Source organism: Haloferax profundi (assembly GCF_001469865.1).
GTDB classification, from domain to species: domain Archaea; phylum Halobacteriota; class Halobacteria; order Halobacteriales; family Haloferacaceae; genus Haloferax; species Haloferax profundi.
Map to the genome: position 1 here is coordinate 1 of NZ_LOPV01000359.1, position 2,143 is coordinate 2,143.

At 50.6% G+C, this 2,143-nt stretch carries 3 protein-coding genes; 1 reads left to right on the forward strand and 2 read right to left on the reverse strand.

The features are described from left to right. The coding region (glyA, locus tag AUR66_RS13100; protein WP_197409781.1) for a serine hydroxymethyltransferase at window positions 1-920 on the reverse strand (920 nt) is incomplete at its 3' end. 114 nt (window positions 921-1,034) lie between these two features. Between glyA and AUR66_RS13105 the strand changes: the two genes are divergently transcribed. Then, window positions 1,035-1,412, forward strand: a complete 378-nt coding sequence (locus AUR66_RS13105) for a Rid family detoxifying hydrolase (RefSeq protein ID WP_058572772.1) — start codon at window positions 1,035-1,037, stop codon at window positions 1,410-1,412. Window positions 1,413-1,447: 35 nt separating this feature from the next. Here AUR66_RS13105 and AUR66_RS13110 read toward each other — a convergent pair. Next, the coding region (locus AUR66_RS13110; protein ID WP_157533118.1) for a pyridoxal-phosphate dependent enzyme at window positions 1,448-2,143 on the reverse strand (696 nt) is incomplete at its 5' end.

The window sequence follows — 2,143 nt, forward strand, 5'->3', positions numbered from 1 at the left end:
ACAACCGAGAAACCGCGCTCCTGAAGTGTAGTTGCGAGCGTCTGAGCATTTGCAACCACCTGTTCTGCGTACTCGACGAATTCTGGTTGAAGTGCCTCTTTGAATCCGACTGCTTTGCCAGCGATGTTATGCATGAGTGGTCCTCCCTGACCACCGGGGAAAATCGCCTTGTCGATTACCTCTGCATGCTCTTCACTCGTTAGGATCATTCCCCCCCGTCCAGCTCGAATCGTCTTGTGAGTCGAACCTGTGACAAAATCAGCAGTCCCCACGGGATTCGAATGAATCCCAGCGGCCACCAAGCCAGTAATGTGAGCGATATCTGCGAGGTGGTACGCATCAACCTGGTCTGCCACACGACTGATACGCTCAAAGTCGAATTCACGCGGATAGGCAGAAGAACCACTGACAATCAGGTCAGGGGAGAATTCTTTGGCAATTGACTCGAGTTCGTCGTAATCGATGTATCCGGTCTCTGGGTCAACACCGTACTGCTCTACTTCGTAGAACTGGCCAGAGAAATTGACGTGATGTCCGTGCGAAAGATGCCCTCCGTGATTCAGATTCAACGAGAGAATTTTATCACCCGGGTCCAACATCGCAAAATAGACGCCCATATTGGCCTGCGTACCACTGTGTGGTTGAACATTGGCGTGTTCAGCACCGAACAGTTCTTTCGCCCGGTCAATAGCTGTCTGTTCAACCGTGTCCATGTGCTCACATCCGCCGTAATAGCGAGACTTGGGGTATCCCTCAGCATATTTATTCGTAAGGACGCTTCCCTGGGCTTCAAGAACGGCTTCAGAAACGTGGTTCTCTGAGGCAATCATCTCTAGGTTATTCTCTTGGCGATCCTCTTCTGCCGAAATTGCAGATGCTACAGCTGGGTCTGTCTCTGCAAGCTTGCTACTTTCCAGCATACCACAAACAACTTGGCACAGTCCCTTAATAGTTCGTGTCAAATACAATACACAAACACTCAACAGATCGTTTCACATTAATCTTTTTTACGGTTGCAACTAGTCGTATATACGATGGTTCAAACAATTGAAACAGGAGACGCTCCTGCTGCAGTTGGTGCGTACAGCCAAGCAACGACAAATGGTGATCTCGTATTTACCGCAGGCCAAATCCCAGCCACCGGAGATGGCGAATTGAAATCCGATGCATCAATACAGGAGCAGACCGAACAAGTGTTGGAGAACATTTCGGCTGTGCTCGCTAGTGAAGGACTCTCAATGAGTGACGTCCTCAAAACGACGGTGTATCTGGACGACATCAACGACTTCGATGTAATGAACGAAGTATATGCATCATTCTTCGATGAGAGTCCGCCTGCTCGCAGCGCATTTGAGGCTGGAGCACTTCCGAAGAGCGTCGGAATCGAAATCGAAGCGGTTGCACAGAAGTAACAGGGTATCGGACTATCGCTGGCGTTCAATCACAGTTAGCTAATATTTTGGACGTCATAGCCTCCACTTCGTAACGACCCGATAATCCGATCTGTCTGGTTTGGTCCGCTTGTCTCAATTCGGAGGTCAAGATAGGCTTCACCCACACAGAGTGATTCGACTGACCGCTCGTGGCGAACATCTCTGATGTTCGCCCCGTGATCTGCGATTATATCCGAAATTTCCTCCATCTTTCCTGGTTCGTCGATGATGTGAACACGCAACTGCACGAGTTGCTTTCGGTACGTTAGACCGTGTGTCAATACCGTCTGCAGGTCTGTCATGCTGAGATTTCCTCCACAAAGAAGTGGGACAACTGTCTCACCTTCCACGTGGAGCTGGTCGCTCCGAACAGCAGCGATGGATGTGGCACCGGCTCCTTCGACCATCTGCTTCGTTCGTTCCAACATGTAGAGAATGCTTTCTGCAATCTGAGTGTCGGTGACTGTGACGACCTCATCAACATACTCGTCGATGTGCTCGTATGTCAGTTCAGATATGCCGCCAGTAGCAATTCCGTCTGCGATTGTCTGCACATCGTCGACGTCTTTTGGACTCCCTTTTTTGAGGCTTTGCGGGACTGTCGCTGCCCCTGTCGCTTGGACGCCGACAATACGAGTTTCGGGGGAAAGTTCACCCACTGCAGTCGCAATTCCCGAGATGAGACCTCCGCCACCGATGGGGACGAACGA

Excerpts from the sequence above, each read along its gene's own strand:
- AUR66_RS13105 (WP_058572772.1), top strand. The coding sequence starts at position 1,035 with ATGGTTCAAACAATTGAAACAGGAGACGCTCCTGCTGCAGTTGGTGCG.